The sequence below is a fragment of the Candidatus Saccharibacteria bacterium oral taxon 488 genome, assembly GCA_005697215.1.
In the GTDB taxonomy this organism is placed as follows: domain Bacteria; phylum Patescibacteriota; class Saccharimonadia; order Saccharimonadales; family Saccharimonadaceae; genus Nanosynbacter.
On sequence record CP040003.1, the window covers coordinates 382,775 to 398,255 of the forward strand.

The 15,481-nt window shown below is 52.1% G+C and carries 18 protein-coding genes, 1 tRNA gene and 1 pseudogene; 4 read left to right on the forward strand and 16 right to left on the reverse strand.

Annotated features, from left to right (window positions below):
• Positions 1 to 3 precede the first annotated feature (3 nt).
• The 8 genes and pseudogenes from FBF24_01930 to FBF24_01965 all read right to left on the reverse strand — a co-directional run bounded on the left by FBF24_01930 (position 4) and on the right by FBF24_01965 (position 6,256).
• On the reverse strand, positions 4 to 876 hold the full coding sequence (locus FBF24_01930) for a DUF2797 domain-containing protein (GenBank protein QCT40647.1): 873 nt from the start codon (positions 874 to 876) through the stop codon (positions 4 to 6).
• 63 nt (positions 877 to 939) lie between these two features.
• Positions 940 to 1,455 carry a hypothetical protein gene (locus FBF24_01935; protein ID QCT40648.1) on the reverse strand — a complete coding sequence of 172 codons (516 nt, stop codon included), beginning with the start codon at positions 1,453 to 1,455 and terminating at the stop codon, positions 940 to 942.
• 237 nt (positions 1,456 to 1,692) lie between these two features.
• Entirely contained in the window at positions 1,693 to 2,070 is a 378-nt protein-coding gene (locus tag FBF24_01940) for a 50S ribosomal protein L7/L12 (protein ID QCT40649.1), read from the reverse strand.
• A 157-nt stretch (positions 2,071 to 2,227) separates the two neighbouring features.
• A complete protein-coding gene (locus tag FBF24_01945; GenBank protein QCT40650.1) occupies positions 2,228 to 2,752 on the reverse strand; it encodes a 50S ribosomal protein L10 in 525 nt (174 codons plus the stop codon).
• A gap of 274 nt (positions 2,753 to 3,026) precedes the next feature.
• Positions 3,027 to 3,332: pseudogene (locus tag FBF24_01950) on the reverse strand (WhiB family transcriptional regulator).
• Between the two features lie 82 nt (positions 3,333 to 3,414).
• On the reverse strand, positions 3,415 to 4,434 hold the full coding sequence (locus FBF24_01955) for a 50S ribosomal protein L1 (GenBank protein ID QCT40651.1): 1,020 nt from the start codon (positions 4,432 to 4,434) through the stop codon (positions 3,415 to 3,417).
• A 106-nt stretch (positions 4,435 to 4,540) separates the two neighbouring features.
• The gene (locus FBF24_01960) at positions 4,541 to 4,864 is read right to left on the reverse strand and encodes a hypothetical protein (GenBank protein QCT40652.1); all 324 of its coding nucleotides are present in this window, start codon (positions 4,862 to 4,864) and stop codon (positions 4,541 to 4,543) included.
• 90 nt (positions 4,865 to 4,954) lie between these two features.
• Positions 4,955 to 6,256: a hypothetical protein gene (locus FBF24_01965; protein QCT40653.1), complete on the reverse strand. Its 1,302-nt coding sequence runs from the start codon at positions 6,254 to 6,256 to the stop codon at positions 4,955 to 4,957.
• Positions 6,257 to 6,364: 108 nt separating this feature from the next.
• Here FBF24_01965 and FBF24_01970 point away from each other — a divergent pair, with 108 nt between their 5' ends.
• Both FBF24_01970 and FBF24_01975 read left to right on the forward strand, forming a co-directional pair.
• On the forward strand, positions 6,365 to 6,934 hold the full coding sequence (locus FBF24_01970; protein QCT40654.1) for a hypothetical protein: 570 nt from the start codon (positions 6,365 to 6,367) through the stop codon (positions 6,932 to 6,934).
• Between the two features lie 41 nt (positions 6,935 to 6,975).
• The gene (locus tag FBF24_01975) at positions 6,976 to 8,265 is read left to right on the forward strand and encodes a phosphopyruvate hydratase (protein ID QCT40655.1); all 1,290 of its coding nucleotides are present in this window, start codon (positions 6,976 to 6,978) and stop codon (positions 8,263 to 8,265) included.
• Positions 8,266 to 8,316: 51 nt separating this feature from the next.
• Here FBF24_01975 and FBF24_01980 read toward each other — a convergent pair whose 3' ends face one another.
• Both FBF24_01980 and rplK read right to left on the reverse strand, forming a co-directional pair.
• Positions 8,317 to 8,922 carry an L-threonylcarbamoyladenylate synthase gene (locus FBF24_01980; GenBank protein ID QCT40656.1) on the reverse strand — a complete coding sequence of 202 codons (606 nt, stop codon included), beginning with the start codon at positions 8,920 to 8,922 and terminating at the stop codon, positions 8,317 to 8,319.
• A gap of 21 nt (positions 8,923 to 8,943) precedes the next feature.
• Positions 8,944 to 9,369 carry a 50S ribosomal protein L11 gene (gene rplK, locus FBF24_01985; GenBank protein QCT40657.1) on the reverse strand — a complete coding sequence of 142 codons (426 nt, stop codon included), beginning with the start codon at positions 9,367 to 9,369 and terminating at the stop codon, positions 8,944 to 8,946.
• Positions 9,370 to 9,434: 65 nt separating this feature from the next.
• Between rplK and FBF24_01990 the strand changes: the two genes are divergently transcribed.
• Positions 9,435 to 10,004, forward strand: a complete 570-nt coding sequence (locus FBF24_01990) for a hypothetical protein (GenBank protein ID QCT40658.1) — start codon at positions 9,435 to 9,437, stop codon at positions 10,002 to 10,004.
• 39 nt (positions 10,005 to 10,043) lie between these two features.
• Here FBF24_01990 and nusG read toward each other — a convergent pair whose 3' ends face one another.
• From nusG to FBF24_02020, 6 genes are all read right to left on the reverse strand, one after another.
• Entirely contained in the window at positions 10,044 to 10,589 is a 546-nt protein-coding gene (gene nusG / locus FBF24_01995; protein QCT40659.1) for a transcription termination/antitermination protein NusG, read from the reverse strand.
• 12 nt (positions 10,590 to 10,601) lie between these two features.
• Positions 10,602 to 10,952, reverse strand: coding sequence for a preprotein translocase subunit SecE (gene secE / locus FBF24_02000; GenBank protein QCT40660.1), 351 nt, complete (start codon positions 10,950 to 10,952; stop codon positions 10,602 to 10,604).
• Between the two features lie 84 nt (positions 10,953 to 11,036).
• Positions 11,037 to 12,170 carry a hypothetical protein gene (locus FBF24_02005; GenBank protein QCT40661.1) on the reverse strand — a complete coding sequence of 378 codons (1,134 nt, stop codon included), beginning with the start codon at positions 12,168 to 12,170 and terminating at the stop codon, positions 11,037 to 11,039.
• 20 nt (positions 12,171 to 12,190) lie between these two features.
• Complete coding sequence (locus FBF24_02010) at positions 12,191 to 12,889, reverse strand: M48 family metallopeptidase (protein QCT40662.1); 699 nt, start codon at positions 12,887 to 12,889, stop codon at positions 12,191 to 12,193.
• Positions 12,890 to 12,898: 9 nt separating this feature from the next.
• The gene (locus tag FBF24_02015) at positions 12,899 to 13,492 is read right to left on the reverse strand and encodes an ATP-binding protein (GenBank protein QCT40663.1); all 594 of its coding nucleotides are present in this window, start codon (positions 13,490 to 13,492) and stop codon (positions 12,899 to 12,901) included.
• A gap of 95 nt (positions 13,493 to 13,587) precedes the next feature.
• Positions 13,588 to 15,123 (reverse strand): DUF11 domain-containing protein, encoded by a 1,536-nt coding sequence (locus FBF24_02020; protein ID QCT40664.1) that lies wholly within the window; start codon positions 15,121 to 15,123, stop codon positions 13,588 to 13,590.
• A 156-nt stretch (positions 15,124 to 15,279) separates the two neighbouring features.
• On the opposite strand from FBF24_02020, the gene FBF24_02025 reads away from it, so the two are divergent.
• Positions 15,280 to 15,354, forward strand: a tRNA-Trp gene (locus FBF24_02025).
• Positions 15,355 to 15,481 lie beyond the last annotated feature (127 nt).

Below are 15,481 nucleotides of genomic sequence, written 5' to 3' on the forward strand. Positions count from 1 at the left end.
ACATTAAAACAGCGCCAGCTGTGTGCTGGGTATTGCGATGTCAATGGCGCCGTCAACTGCCTGGGCTTGGTAGCCGATGAATTTTTTCACGTTGTATGCCAGTAGCTGTCCGTCGTAGTCGGTGATGAGTACCGAGCCGATGACGCTGATGACGACGCCAGCCATGGTTTTATGCCCCGTCATATCAATCACACTACTAAGGTCGCGGCCGTTCGTATGAAAATAATCTTCGCACATGATGAGCGTCCGGTTTGGAAAATCCAGCCCCAGTTTTTGCTGAATGCGTATCAGCGTGTCAGCTAGGGCCTGCTCCGCCGCCGCAGTATTGAGCGGCCGTCTGATCAGCCCCAGCTTTTTGCTGGCGGCTACTGTTTCCATGATGCCACTTAGACTGGCAATTTTCGCCTCATACTGCCGAGCAATCAAGGCCGAAGAAAACGTCTCTAATTTCAACGCCAGCCGTGCCCCCTGCTCCAGTAGCCGCCGAATGCCGCGCTTTTCCTGCGAGATACCGACTTTAATAACCCCCGGCGCGAAATATGCCAGATAGACGAAGTGCGGGTTTTGATTAATCTTTTCCTGCCGGGCTGACAGCGAGTTAGCATGATAAAATGCTGGATTAAACCCTCTTCGGTCACGGCATTTGATGCAGTTCTCATATTTTGTCTCCGCTATTGCCTGCTCTGGGCACGCTTGGCCGCAATGATTCTCAAAATTCACCCAGCCGGTACAATATTTGCTCGAGAAATCAAACTCGAGCGACAACTCCTGCCCCAAAACATCACCACGCTCAGTCTTGCCGTCAACCTGCCACTCCAGAAATGGCCGGTTTTCGGTATCAAAGCTGGCGTAGCTTAGCAAAAACTCCCCAGACATAGCACCATTATATCAAAAGCCGCCCGGTAACCACCCGGGACGGCCTCAAATGTCAAAAACGGTCTATAGCGGCGCTTCGACAGCTGCCCAGGTGGCGTCCGGATTGTCATCAGGGATGATGATGGTGACTTGGTCGCCGACTTCGATGCGGAAGAACGTGACGCTGGCAAGCAGGATGCGATATTCACGGCCGTTGGCTTCGACGTAGTAAACGCCGTCGTGCTGGACGAGCGTGCCGATGACTTGTTTGCGCGAGACCGGGCCGATTTGTTTGTAGATAAAGCTGCCGTCCTCGGCGATGGTTAATTTCAAGATGTCACCCTCGACGAGCTTGGACTTTGAGGCGTAGTTCGCCGGGATTGGATAATTCTTGCCATCAGGCCCCATCATCATCTGGCCGTCAAACACACCCTCGATCACCTTGCCGGCAACATCGTCCGACGAGGTTTTTGGCGTGACGACTTGCCCATCGTCACCAACGATGCTGATCAGCAGCTCCTTGGCCGCCGCTAAGTTGGTTTCTGCTTCTTGGATGAGCGTCCTGAGGCGCTTCACTTGCTTTTCCGGTAAATCAGACATATGGCTCGCATTCCTTGTCTATTTTTGATAGTACGTGAGAGTAATATAGCACTAATTATGTGAGTGTGCAAGTCCCGCCAGTCGATTCGCATCGGCCAACGGCTCGTCTTTCCACAAGGACAACAGATAGCCAGGTAAAAATGTGGTAATTTTTACCCTTGCCAATAAAACACCGCCCGTGGTATAAGCTCCGGGCGGCATTTCTCTACGAAAACAATCGGTCGTTTCACGCAAAAATTAGCTTAACTCAACGCTAGCGCCTGCGTCCTCGAGCGTCTTCTTGGCAGCTTCAGCTTCGTCCTTTGACACCTTTTCCTTGACCGGTGCTGGTGCACCGTCAACGATGGCCTTTGATTCACCGAGACCCAAGCCGGTGATTTCCTTGACTGCCTTGATGACAGCGACTTTTTGAGCGCCCGCGTCTTTCAGGGTGACGGTGAACTCAGTTTTCTCGTCTTCTGCGGCAGTCTCGCCACCAGCAGCTGGACCAGCAACAGCCACTGCTGCAGCAGCTGGCTCGATGCCGTATTCTTCTTTCAAGTGGTTTTTCAATTCGTTAACTTCCAGAACTGTCAATTTGGTCAGTTCTTCAGCCAATTTTTTAATATCAGCCATAGTATTCTCCTTAGATTATTAATTAGTGATCATCTCGAGTTATCCAATCTTCAACGTCTCCTCTTTTCGCGCCGGGCGCCTTCAGGGGCGCTCGGGCTGCAATCGCTACACGGAGACTTATGAAGATCAAATAACTCGAGATGATTGATTGCTAAACTTAAGCCGCAGCTTTGGCTTCGATGCCGTCCAAGAGCCCGTGCAAATTGCCGCCAAGTGCGCCCACGGTGTCGTGGACTGGTGACAATAGTTGCGCCACCACTTCGGCGATGAGCTGGTCTTTGCTTGGCAAGCCTGCCAGCGCTTTGATGTCAGCTTCGTTGATACTCAAGCCTTCACCTGAGAAGCCACCGGCCAGCTGCAGTGCTGGATGTGTCTTTGCAAACGTATCCAAAACTTTTGCTGGCATGACTTCGTCGTCAGCGCTCATGGCGTAAACCAACTGGCCAACCAATAAGTCAGTCTCGGCCTCCTTGTAGTCGTCAACGCCCTGCAATGCTACGCATACCAAACGGTTTTTAACCACCTTGATGACGACGTTTGCTTCGCGGGCGGCCTTGCGCAGTTCTTGCAATTCAGCCACGCTCAGCCCCTGGTACCGCGCAAATGCCGTACCTTTGGCGTCTTTCAGAAGCTCGGTTAGTTCAGCAACCAAAGTTTGTTTTTTATCGCGTGAAATTGCCATAAAAATCCTTTCTTTGATTGGTTCTTGTGTGATTCGACCGATTTGTTAACGTGCGGTAGTGAAAAATCTGGTTCTCGTTTTCTGGGCATTAGCCGAGCAAACAAAAACGTCTTTGATCCTCGCACTACCAAAGACGTCAAATAAAACTGTTCGTTTCATCCCTCGGCGGCATTTTTATACCTCAGTTCCCCTCGGTCGCGCGCTGTCTTTGGTAATGTTCATTAGAATTGTAGCAGAAATGACAACGGGATGCAAGGCGATTCAGAGTTAATTTTTATTGATTTCTACGTAGACGGCTACGGGTTCGTCTATTTTGGCGGGTTCTAGATAGTGCATCTCTTCCAGCTGGTGTCATGCCGCCCCAGATGCCATATTTTTCATCGTTCTTAATCGCGTGATCGAGACAGTCATCCTTGACCTCGCATTTACGGCAAACCGCGAGAGCGTCTTTGGCGTATCGTTTATCTTTAGAGTCTGGAAAGAACATGTCTGGGTCACTTCCGAGACAGTTTGCCTCATTACGCTAGTTATTGGTGGCAGCTTCAGGTTGAGCTTCGGCATTCGGTAATAGTTCACTCATTTGATTATTATACCATACTACACGGTTATTGCAATATAAAACGCGCCTCAGGTGTGAAGCGCGTTTGTATAGAAACTGGGTTTTACAGTGAATTTTCAACCTTTACGCTCGGCCCCATAGTGGTGGCAACGGCGATAGATTTGACGTAAATGCCCTTAAGGCTGGACGGCTTTTGGGTGTTCAGGCTGGCGAGGAAAGCGCGGGTGTTTTCCGCCAGTTTGTCGGCGCCAAACGACACTTTACCGATCGCCAAGTGGACGATGGCCTGCTTATCGACGCGGTACTCAACCCTGCCGGCTTTGGCTTCGGACACCGCTTTAGCGACGTCGGTGGCGACGGTGCCGGATTTTGGATTTGGCATCAAACCGCGCGGGCCGAGCAGCCGGGCGTACTTGCCAAGCTTTGGCATATATTGCGGAGTGGCGACTAAGATATCAAAGTTCAATTCTTCCTTGTCCAATTGCTTCAGGAATTCCTCATCGCCGATGATGTCAGCGCCGGCTTTCTTAGCGGCGGCATGTTCGGTTTCCGGTGCGAAAACCGCCACGCGAACGTCTTTACCGGTGCCGTGCGGCAACGCTACCGTCGAGCGGACGTTCTGGTCGGCTTGGCGCGGATCGACGCCCAGGCGAACGTGAATTTCAACGCTGGCGTCGAACTTGACCGGGCTGGTCTCAGTCGCCAGTTTCAACGCTTCGTCAAGGCTGTACAGTTTATTTTTCTCAATCTTCTTCGCAGCTTCCTGATACTTCTTACCGCGGCGCTCCAGGCGTGGACGCGTGATTGGCTTCGGGCCTTTCTTAACATGAGCTTCGGCGTCGTCGGACTGTGGCGTGGTGTCGCCGGCCTCTTTACGGGCTTCTTTTTCGGCTTTTTCAGCAGCCTCGTCGAGGGCTTTTTGGCTACGTTTGCCGGCCTTGGCAATGACAGCCTCGCGCTCGGCGATGACGTCTTTGTCTTTGGTTTCGTGCGGCTTACTGCTCTCAGGCGTGCCTGATTCAGCCTCGGCAATCGCTGCCTCAATCTCAGCGATAGTGCTCTTGTCGCTGACTGCTAATTGTAGTTCTGCTGCTTTTTCCAGCAGCTCGGCTTTCTTGGCCATACTAATCCTTTCTGTGGTACAAGCGGCGACTCGCGATCTCGGGCGAATCTGCCTCCCAGCATTGATTTGATAATAGTGAAATTATAGCATAATGAGGTGTTTGCGGCTAGTCTTTTGTCTCATCGCTCCAAGTGAAAGGCATAATGCCAGACACACTCTCGATCGGTACAAAATAAACAAGTCCCCTACCGCTCGCGTCTTTGATTTGCAGCATTGGCTGTCCCTGGCTGAGCGGGAAATCTGCTATTGAAGTTATCTTTTCCTCGCGCTCGGCTATCTCTGGTATGACGAGGCTGATGGTGTCGCCGCAAACCTCGAACGGCTCCTCGCTAGGTTCAGACATCGCGGCCGGTAGTGCAGCGATTTCCTCTGGTGAGTATGAGCCTGACTCGTAGACGTTGATGTCGATTGCCCAATACTTGTTCGCCATACAGGATACCAGATTTCCTCGGTATAACGTATCAAAAATATGATTTAGCTCTGATCGTGTCTCGTCGATAACGTCCTCGAGCATTTTTTGCTATTGCCCGAGACGGGCGTTGATGAATTCGTTGCTTTCAATGAGCTCAGTTGCAAGGGCTGCGGTGTTATGCAGATCTTCAATCAAGTCACGGTCGGGTTTAGACGTTACGATATTCGGTTTATTCTGACGAATGCATTTGGTGAGGTGTGTGTCATCAGGAATGATAAAGAGTAAATCGTCGGGTGATTCGTCGTCAATATTTTCTAAGACGATAACCAGTCGCTCCCTGCCATTTACCTTGAACATATCAAATCCGTCGGATTGCAGTTGGGTAAATGAGGTGACCTCATCACGGATATCGCCTGAAGGAAGTCGTCGGTATATAATACCTTGTCCAGAAAATACACCGTTTTCGCAAAAATCGCTACCGACGACAGTCTCGAGGTCTTTCATTAGTTCGCCAAAATCATCTTCATCAGAATAAGCCGCCGCATCTTCAATTTTATATATTATATTTCGCGCTGCCTCATCATTTAAGAAATTAATAACGTCGATTCTTTCACTGGTGTCGACCGATTCATCAGTTATTTCAATGTCAATGATATTATCGCGCGAGATAGTATGAGAAGCACCGTCGAGGTCGATTATTGCAAAATGTGGATAATTGTCCTCCATTATTACGGAAATGTATTGAGCGCTAATAGTGTTATTATCATATCTTAGGTTGGGGTGTAGCGTTACGATTGACACAGTATTATCGTTAGCGATGGCGTCGAGATAGTTGTTGATATTGTCGAGCGTATTTTGGATGAGCATGGCCTGCTCTTCGGGCGAAGCGATCTGATAGCGTCGTTTCGCTAGTAGGACGTCAATTTCACGGACTTGGCTCAAAATATACGAGAGCGTATCTCTAGGTTTTTCATTTGAGGTCAATTTGTCGACATCAAGTTGTAGTAAGGTCTCTGGTGACAGCGGGATGGCTCTCTCGCCAATTGCTAGTGCGACGACGCGTTGTTCGGTGGTGATATCGACACTGGCAACGCACTCTTCAGTCGAAACGGTTGTATAAGTAAACGGTCCTAGCTCGCCACTCACCTGTTCAACACCGAGCCCACCGTCTGGTAATTCGTGAGCGATTGTCACGGTGGCTGTTTCGCCGAGGTACTGCGGGTCGAAATAACATGTCGAGAAATCTTGTGTTAGCTTGTCGGGGTGATACCCTGGCGGTATATCGCCTGGTTTTTCACTGCTATATGCGGCGAGGTCTCGGTTGATGCTTGCGACATTGCGCCAAAATGATGGACTGTGCAGCTCTGAGAGTAAATCTATTCGGGTCGCTTTTAGTCGGTCGTGTTCCATGGGATTAGTTATATACTACTGGTTTTATCGAGGCAAGCATAGGCTGCTTGGGCGGTGAAGTACGACGGATATATTGTAAAAATAGATTAAATATGATATTGTATGAGCATGAGTAGATTTGAAAGTAATTGCGCGGGTGGTGGATATGAAAATGATTTCGAGAGGATTGTTAAGGGTGCTGGTCTAGGGGATGGGGTTGTTCCGCCGGAGTTGCGTGTACCGAGGCGCTGCTCGAACTGTCCAACACTGTGTCGTCTACAAGCCGAACTTTCTAATGCCGCGTCAAGATTGCAGCCGTGGGCGGAGCAGATCATGGAGGCACAGGAACGTTTGGACAAGGTTGCTGGGCAGTTCCCGGCCGAGGCTCAGTATCTAGCGGCTAATGTATTGGGAAGGGATCGTCAAGATGCCGCTAATAAGTTAGCACTACTAGGAAACATTGCTGAGGCAGCTCAGAAAACTGCTGATGATATGACACAGGTCTGTGATGGACCAGTTGCAGCTACGGGGGCTGGCAGGCGGAGTACGGTCACTGCTTTATTCTGTGATAGTGATATCGTAAACCAGCCTGGCTCTTTTAGCCGGGAAGAAGCATACATTCTTAGGGGGCAACGACGCAGCGGTTTCGGTAACGTGTTGTCTAGCTTTCGCCGCATCTTTCGCCGTAGCTTACGTTAACCTTATTTAGGTGCATACGGTTTCTCTGCTATACTAAAGACATGAACAATATCACAATCACAGACATTCACGCACGACAAATTTTAGATTCTCGGGGCAATCCGACGGTGGAGGCTGATGTTCGGCTGAGCGATGGCTCATTCGGACGGGCGGCAGTGCCGTCAGGTGCCAGTACTGGTTCGCACGAAGCGGTTGAGCTGCGTGATGGCGACTTGGCGTATGGCGGCAAGGGCGTGCTCAAGGCGGTCGAGCATGTCAACACCGAGATTGCGCGGGCGCTGCGCGGCATGGATCCATTTGCGCAACATCGGGTTGACGAGCGGATGCGACAGCTGGACGGCACGCTGAATAAGGGGCGGCTTGGGGCGAATGCGATCCTAGCGGTCAGCCTGGCAGTTGCCAAGGCGGCGGCTGAGTCTAAGGGTATTGAGCTTTTCGTCTATGTCAATCAGCTGGCGAATGCTGGCACGATGAGCCTGCCGATGCCGATGATCAATGTGATGAACGGCGGGCAGCACGCGCTCGGTGCGACTGATATTCAGGAATACATGATCATCCCAGTCGGCGCATCGACGTTCGAGGACGCGATGCGGATGAGCGCCGAGGTGTTTCACGCGCTGGCGAAGGTACTCAAGGCCGAGGGCTACCCGACGACTGTTGGCGATGAAGGCGGCTACGCGCCACATGTGCGCGGCGGTAATATGGAGCCGGTCAAGTTGCTGGCACGGGCGATTCAACAGGCTGGCTACAAGTTGGAGCAGGACTTTGCCTTTGCTCTTGACGTGGCCTCGAGCGAATTCCATGAGGGCAATGGCCAGTATCGGCTGGAGACGGAGCATCGCACGCTCGACGTGAATGGCATGATCAAGATGTACAAGCAGTTGCGGACTGAGTATCCGGTGGTGTCAATCGAGGATGGACTGGATGAGGAAGCCTGGCACGACTGGCAGACGCTGACGACGGAGCTTGGCTCGACGACGCAGCTGGTCGGTGATGATTTGTTAGTGACGAATGTAATGCGACTGGATCGGGCGATCGCTGAAAAGGCTGGTAACGCGATTTTAATCAAGCCAAATCAAATTGGCACGCTGAGCGAGACGATTCAGGCGGTGATGATGGCGAAAAAGGCCGGCTGGAATACGGTGATGAGCCACCGCTCGGGTGAGACCGAGGACGTGACAATTGCTCATCTGGCGGTCGGGCTCGGTACGGGTCAGATCAAGACCGGCTCGATGTCGCGTTCAGAGCGTATCGCCAAGTACAACGAGCTGATGCGCATCGCCGAGATGCGACCAGAGCTAGAGCTGGTGCGGCCGTTCAAGCAGTCGTAGTTCATAGGTTACGAGACAAGACGTCGGGCGCCTGGTTGGCTGTAGTGGAAATTATTGCCGCAGGGTGATCACTTGCCCGTCGTTGGTAAATGTGATGATCCGTGAAGGCATTGCCCCCTTAATTTCCCCGCCGTCGACGTAGACAGCCACCTGATCGCCAAAATACGCGATCGCCTCGTTGATTGTGGCGGCTGGTGGCTGCCCCGCGGGGTTAGCACTTGGTGCGAGTAGTGGGCCAACACATTGAATTAGCTCGGATAATGCTGTCTCTGGCGGCACGACCCGAAAGGCTAAGGTTGCATCAGTACGCACCAGGTGCGGCATAACGTCTGGGCTAACCTTGGCGGCAACAGTGGTCGGTCGTTCGTAGTACAGCTGGTCATAGATATGCCGCTGCTTGGTGGTGAGTTCGGGAATGTTGTCGGCGCTACTAAGCAGGATGATGCAGGATTTAGTATGATCACGCTGGCGTACGCGGTACAGCTCATCAACTGCCCTCGGGCTATCAGCTCGAACGAGCAGGCCATAAATGGTGTCAGTCGGTGCCACGACGAGTTTGTCAGCTCGTAGCGCCTCGATAACGGCAGTATCAAGTAAGTTTTTGGTAATCACCAAATGATTATACCACAATAAAATTGCTCCCACGGCAGGGAGCAATTTTGGATGAACAGGTGTAAATTAGGCGGCGACTTCTACGCCCATTGAGCGAGCGGAACCAGCAACGACTTTCATCGCGCCTTCGATGTCGATGGCGTTTAGCTGATCCATCTTTGCTTCGGCAATTTCCTGAAGCTGTGCGCGAGTGATTGTGCCAACTTTCTCGGCGTGCGGCTTGCCTGAACCCTTTTGAATGCCGGCTTTTTCGCGGATCATGTCATCGACTGGCTGACCAAGCGACTTCCACGTAAAGGTGCGGTCTTCGAACACCTGAATGTGGACGATAACGTCCTTGCCCATCATATCTTTGGTGGCGTCGTTGAATGGATTGATGAAATCCATCATGTTCAGCCCCCACTGACCGAGGGTTGAGCCGACTGGTGGCCCGGCGGTTGCTCGTCCGGCAGGGATGCGTAATTTTAGATTACCGATAACTTTCTTTGCCATAGTTTCCTCTTATTTTTCCGTGCGTAACCACTGTATTATAACGAAAATTGTGCTAGAATACAAGCATGAACGCTCGCAGTATCAAGCCAGTTCGTCGCCTCATCAATATGTTTGGGGCGCTCGCTTACAGCCTGTTGATTTTTACTTATGCGGTTATCGTCGGTGCTGGGTTGTTGTGGCTGGCGCGTAGTGGCCTACTCATGCAGCTCGGTGTATCGCCAGAGACAGTCCAGCCCGCGTCCACCCCGCCCACTACGCCGGGCGATACGACGCCCCGTGCGGTACCGTTTCTCCTTCAGGTGGTGCAGCTGATGTTGATGTCGGTGATGACAGTGGCGGTTTTGGGTGTGGTGGTGATGCTGCCGTATTGGCTGGGGCGCTGCGGCTCGTATCTATTGAAGCGCAGCATTCGATTATGTCACAGCCAAGTGACGCTGGCGACCTTGTTATTTGGCAAGATATTGGCGTGTGGCATCGGGACGGTGCCAGTGCTGATCATGGCGATGTATGATGCTAGGCAGTGGCCGATCGCGGCGGTACTACTGGGGATGATTACGGTGGCGCTAGTCCTCTTTGCTACGCAACACTACCTCGCCAAAAGTAGCGAGGTAGTTGAAGCCAAAGATGTCTGGTAGCCTGACGGTGTATCGCTGCACGTCCAGATGATCAGGCGGCTAGACTTTCTTGACCTGCAGTGCGTCCAACTCGACTGGCGTATCGCGGCCAAACATACTGACCATGACCTTGATCTTGCCCTTGATAGCGTCAATTTCTGCGATTGACCCATCAAAGCCCTTGAACGGCCCGTCAATGATGGAGACCACTTCACCGACCGAGAAATCGATCTGATGCTTTGGCTCTTCGACGCCCATGCGCTTTTTGATTTTGGTAATTTCTTTGTCGGACACCGGTGTTGGCGTGGTGTCAGCACCAACGAAGCCAGTTACGCCCGGCGTGTTGCGGACAATGTACCAGGTCTCGTCGGTCAGCTTCATCTCGACCAGCACATAGCCCTGAAAGATCTTGGCATCGACAACCTTGCGTTTGCCGTTTTTGATCTGAATTTGCTTTTCTTTCGGCACCATGACGTCAAAGATTTTGTCGGCCATGTCGACGCCGTTGATGCGCTGGCGGATGGATTCAGCAACCTTTTCCTCGTAGCCCGAGTAGGTGTGAATGGCGTACCACGAGCGAGTTGAATCGTAGCGATTTGATGACATAAATTCCCTTTCCTATTTCAAAATTTGATTAAAGCCCCAGTTAAAGCCGGCGTCAAGCAGCAATATCAGCACCACGAATATCAACGTAAACACCAGCACCGCCGCCGTCATGCTCCAGGTGGCTGAGCGAGTCGGCCAGCGCACCAATTTGAGCTCCTGCCACGCGCCCTTGAAGTAGCCAACGTCGCCTGATTTTTTGGCCGTGGTTTTTGGCTGTTTGGGTGACGTGCCAGTCGCTGTCACCGTTTTTTTGGTGGGTGCGGTTGATTTTGGTTTATGTGGTGACGGCTGCTTCGTCTCGTCATCTTTCGCGGTAATGCGGCGAACCCTCGTCTTTGATTCTGCTGCGTTTTTTTGAGCCATAGTTTCTCCCAATTTAAAAGTCTGCTTTTTAGCAGACTGTCAAGTCTATTGTAGCGTGTCCGGGCCGTGATTGCAAGGGCGGTCTCACGCGGATGTGGGTGGATCAGCCAGCTCAAAGCTAAACGTCGAGCCGTGATTGAGTCGGCTTTTGACAGAGATGGTGCAGCCGAGCTTGTGCGCCAACTTGCCCGCAACGTACAGTCCTAGTCCGGTGCCGCTGGTCTCGCGGGTTCGATAATCCTCGGCCCGGTAAAATCGCTGGAAAATCTTTTTTTGGTCAGTCTTACCGATGCCTATCCCGGTATCGATTACCGCAAATTGTACGACGCCGTTACGCCGGTGCATCCGTAGCGTCACCTCGCCACGAGGCGTGTATTTGATGGCGTTGATGATGAAGTTTTGCAGTAGCTCGGTCAAGTACAGCCGCGAAACCTTGATCACGCCAATCTGCGCACTTACGTCGAGGTCAAACCGCAACCCCTTCTCGGCCGCTCGCGGCGCAAACTCACTGTGTAACGTGCTAGCCAGCTCCATCAGATTAATCGTCTCCGTCTCGTCCGCCGCTCCACGCTCGGCGCGCGATAGGGTGCCAAGGTCATTGATCATTTTAGCGAGGAACATCACTTGATCGTGCGCTGCCACTAGTGCTTCATGCACCTTTTGGGTGTAGCCTTTCTCGGCGAGCAGTCGAGCGTTATCGAGCGCTCCCTCGGCGATCGCCACCGGTGTGCGCAGTTCGTGGCTAACCACGCTGATGAACTCATCACGCTCCTCTTCGAGACTTTTTATCTTAGTGACGTCGCGCAGAATCAACACATAGCCATCAGTGCTGGAACTGCCGCCCAAAATCGGCGCAAAGGTCGCCTCCAGCCGTAGCTGATCGCCATCGCGGAGTGGCAGGATCAGGTCATCACGGGTACGGATTGACGGCGACTTACTCAGTTCTTCAAACACATTGATCGGCGTTTTACTCAGCGTTTGTAATTGGAATATCTCGTTAATATGATGGCCATGAAGCGTGGCATTGGTGTCCAGCAGGCCGATCATCGCTGCATTATAAATCGTAATAACGCCGTGAGCATCGGTACTCAGCACCGCATCAGTCAAGCTGTTTACCAACGTCATCATCTGGCTATGCTCTGGCGCGGCATCCATGTTCTCATGTGCATGCTGCTGCTGACTGCGCCCCATGCGCCATCTGCCCATCCCTTGTTTCATATGATTTAGTATAGCACATGCTACACGTGCGGTGTATGGTTTTTCAGCGCCGCTCGGTGTGTTTTGTAGGCCGGGTCGATAGCTGCGACCTCTCGCCAAAATGCGTCGGAGTGGTTCATCTGGCGGGTATGGGCCAGCTCGTGAATCAATACATAATCAAGCAGCTCAAACGGCAGGTTCATCAGCGCGATATTCAGGCTAATCGTGCCGCGCGACGAGCAGCTGCCCCAGCGGCTCGAGGCGTGCGTTAGCTTGACGGCTTGATAGGAAAAGCCGTGTTCCTCGGCCAGGAATTTCAACCGCCGTGGCAGGTAGCTCTTGGCCTCCTTGCGTAGCGCTGTGATGATGACTTCGCGAATGTGCTGCTGGATGGCTGGAGTAGTAATGTCGGTGCCGGGCGGTAGCTTGACGAGGATGCGGGTGCCGGAACATTTGATGGTGGGTTCGGTGAGTGTAGGCTGCGTCTCGATGATCAGGTGATGGCTTTTACCAATTGATTGGTCGTGCGTGTAGTAGTGACCTTGTTGATGCTCGCTCAGGAGCTCGCGAATACGCGGCCGGGATGACTTGATGAGCATTTTTGCGGCGAGCAGCGGTGTGTACGTCGGCAAGCTAATCCGCAGTTGCCCGTTTGGCGCGACTTTCAGTGACACCTGACGCGCCAAGTGCGAGCGCCTCACCGTGATATCGCCAAATTCAGCGTCGGTAATGGTTGGCATGTATAGCTCCTAGCTAACGCGAATACGACTGAACACTGGACGTTGCGGACGGCGCTTGGGAGTATCAGCCTGGGCAGCCTGCGGTTGAGTCGGAGCGGCTGTAGTATTCGGGCGAACGTCAGCCAGGCGCTTGAGCAAGGTGCGCGCTTGGGTGTTATAGGTGTGACGACCACTGATGACGACGCATGGCTCGCTGGGGTGCGGCGATGAGAATTGTTTGATCTTGGCATCAAATGTTGCTTCGTCATTGTCGTTGGCCTTGAGCCAGCGCATCTTGGCAGTCGCCAGGTCAGTCTGTACCCAGACAAAGAGAATCTTATAGCCAGCCGCGCGGGCTGCCTTGGCAAGCTCAACCCGCCAGGCTCGCTTCTCCGTCGCCCCTTCAAACACGATGGTTTGATGGGTCTTCATCAATTCCTTGAGTAGTGCACCGCTCGCATAATTAACAGCCGCCTCGTCATCAGATAATGCCGCTAAGATACCAGAGTCCAAATGCGGCGCATGAAACATCTCAGAAAACTCAGCCGCGAATTGCGACTTGCCCGCCCCCGGCACGCCCACCATGGCAATGATGTGAGGAGAAGAAAGTTGCAAAGGTTTCATATATGTTAGTATACACAAAAAATCCCCCTTATCCAAGGGGGATTCTCGCCTGAAACCTCGCGCTTCAGAATTAGATTCTCGGAGCGGTCAGTCTCTTACAGGTGGCGTCGGCTAGCGACGTATGCTAGAGCTGAGGTAACCAGTGCACCGAGGCCCAGACCACCGAGTACCATGTCGGTCATACCAGTTCGTGGTAGTGCGGTTGGTGTTGGTGGGGTTGGGGTGGTTGGCTTTGGATTACACGCTTCGCTGTCAATACCGACGAATCGCTTGGTGTCTTCAGCTTCTTTCTTGGTAACTTCGCGGATTGTCTTGGTAGTGACGTCACAGACCTTGATCTTTTCACATTTACTCAGATCAGTGGTGTATGGTGGCGTGTTCTCTTTGCCCTTTTCGACTTTCTCGATGACACCAGTCTGGACGTTACATGCTTCAACTTTTTCTGGTACATCGACGGTTGCGTTATCGCAGCTATCTTTGTCGCCAGGAATCTCTGGGGTATCAACGCAGGCGGTGTTGACGACTTTACCGGCAACTTGTTCTTTAATGGTTGCTGTGATGGTAAAGGTCTTTGATGCGCCTTGTTTGAGCTCAGGGATTGTTGCTTTCCAGGTATTGTTCTGGATGGTACCCTCAGATGCTCGCAGGAAGGTGACGCCTTGTGGCGCATTGTCAGTGACAACAGCGTTCTTCAGGTCAACGTTGCCGGTGTTGGTGACGGTTACCTGGTATGGGAATTCGTTGCCAACTTGGACGGTCTTGTGCTTGACGCCATCAACCTTTTTCTCGATTTTGATGCCAGGGTTAGCCTTCGGCGTTTCTGGCTGGATGGTGAACTGCTTGACACAGTCGTTGCTGGTGCGATCACCAAGGCTGGTCGTGACTGTGACGCGAGCGGTGTAAGTGCCCGCTTCCTTGATGGTAGCGCTGGTCTCGCTGGTCAGCGCTGAAGTAGTGTTGCTGCGTGAGAAGACTTCCTTGCCTGAAGCATCGGTGATGCTAAAGGTGTATGACTTGACAGTTGCGCCATTCTCGACTGTTGCATGTGCCTTTAGGGCGACCGTGTTAGTCTCGCGGTTAACGACTGGCTGGTCAAGTGCTTTACAAGTAGCCACTGGCTGTGGTTTCGGTTTTGGTGGTACAACAACGTTGGTGGCGACAACTGGGTTACCACATGGCGTCATGATGGCGAACTTAAAGCGACCCTGTTCATCAAGCCGAATGAAAGCTTGCTGTGCACTGCTCATGCGGCTGGCCGGGACGACCTTGGCGTTGGTGCCTGAGATCGGTGTACCACCGCTAATATTACGGATGGCTGTCCGTGCGTTGGTGGCGACAACGGTGCCGTTATCGAGGCGAACCTCGCCGTTACGGTAGACTGCACCATTAACGTAGTTGCCGCTCAGCATCTCGTAGGAAATACCGAACGCACCGTAAATTGTTGATACGCCTTTGTTGAAATATCGTTCGCGCATCTCTTGTACCGACATGGTACCACAATACACCACGGCGTACTTGTCACAGTCGCGGGTATTGTCAATTGTTTCTGCGTTGGCGTAGTAGACCAGTCCTGCTCCGAAAGCAGCGACCAGCGACAGCGCCACGATCTTAAGCTTTGTACTTAATTTCATAACATCCTCCTCACTGGTTGTTTCCCCAATATTATCACACAAGCATTATTTTGTCAATAACTTATATCATATTTTTTCAAAATGGTCAGTTTGGGTTGGTTTGCAGAATATCTTTTTCTGGTATAATAGATGAGCTAACCCGTTAGCGCGGGGTGTAGGGGCATAGTTCATCGGCTAGAATGGCGGTCTCCAAAACCGCAGAGGTAGGTTCGATTCCTACTGCCCCTGCCACGATTTATGGCGTAACGACTTGATGAAAGTCGTTTTTTGATGGCTTGCTGTAGAATTGACAGCGCATATCAATTCACCGCTTGTGAAAATAATGCCTTGATCTCGTGAAAAAATTGCCAGATGTGCT